The sequence below is a fragment of the Bacillus sp. FJAT-28004 genome (assembly GCF_001280845.1).
In the GTDB taxonomy this organism is placed as follows: Bacteria; Bacillota; Bacilli; order Paenibacillales; family Paenibacillaceae; genus Pristimantibacillus.
This window is the reverse complement of sequence record NZ_LGHP01000021.1, coordinates 1-1,086: the sequence shown is the minus strand read 5'-3', so window position 1 is coordinate 1,086 and position 1,086 is coordinate 1. Positions and strand designations below refer to the sequence as shown.

Genomic DNA, 1,086 nt, shown 5'->3' with positions numbered 1-1,086 from the left:
ATTCGATCGGATTCTACAAGATCCCCCGGAAAGTATAAAAAACTCTGCCGGATTAAAGGAAATAAGTAAACAAGTTCCGCGGTGGCCATACAAATTAGCGGACGCTTTGGAACACGAAGAGGACGTGAGTGACGACAAGAAAGATGATTTTGAAATTTGTTTACGAAAATACAAACGTATAATACTTTTTGATGACACTCCAAAAAAAGAAGATGAAGAAGATACGGATAAGACAAAAAAGAAGATCAAAACAATTAAAGAGAAGAACGAAGAGCCAACCAATATATTTGGAGCGGGTATTGAAGTAGGCCAATTGGCTTTGGTACGTTATGCACCCGTCCCAGATTGGGTTCGAGAACAAATAAAGGGCTCTATACGAGCCCAGAGACGGAAAACTCCTGTTTTTAAAATCTATCAACCAGGGCCCCGGGCTCCTCTTTTTAGTAGGTTCAGAATAGTCAAATCTATTGCTTTTTTTTTGAATATCCTCAAACTTATGAAAAAAGTATTTCTAAGGGCGGTGGGTAAAAAAGAGGAGGTGGGTAAAAAAGAGGAGGTGGGTAAAAAAAGGGCGGTGGGTAAAAAAAGGGCGGTGGGTAAAAACACGGAATTCAAAATTTCAAATTCTACAGAGAAAGAAGAAAGTGAGAAACAAGTTGAAGAAGAGAACAAAAGAAAAGAAAAGTTTAAAAACGAAATACATCAACTAGTGATAGCAGAGGCCTGGGATAGCATTCTTTTCGGTCCCGTAATAAGAACTGTTTTTTTACTAACCCAGTCGTTTTTTAGACTAAATATTCTAGTACCTTCATTAATAATAACTAAAAATATCATTCGTATGCTATTATTTGAATTTCCCGAATTGTCTGAGGATTTAGCGGATTGGAAGAGAGAAGTGCATGTTAACTGCACTTATGATGGACTTGCAGTACTCCAAGGGGAATTCCCAAAAAACTGGGAAACAGATGGTATGCAAATAAAGATACTATTTCCGTTTCGTCTAAAGTTTCGGCACAGATCGAAAAAAGAATTTCCTCAAAAAAATCCAATCAAAAATAAAGGCAAAAAAGCACATTTTTCTTTTTT

At 36.8% G+C, this 1,086-nt stretch carries 1 protein-coding gene; it reads left to right on the top strand.

Going from position 1 to position 1,086, the window contains the following annotated elements:
* Positions 1–10: 10 nt before the first annotated feature.
* Positions 11–1,086, top strand: a 1,076-nt coding sequence (locus AC787_RS32880; protein ID WP_321166207.1) for a hypothetical protein, incomplete at its 3' end; no start/stop codon positions are given.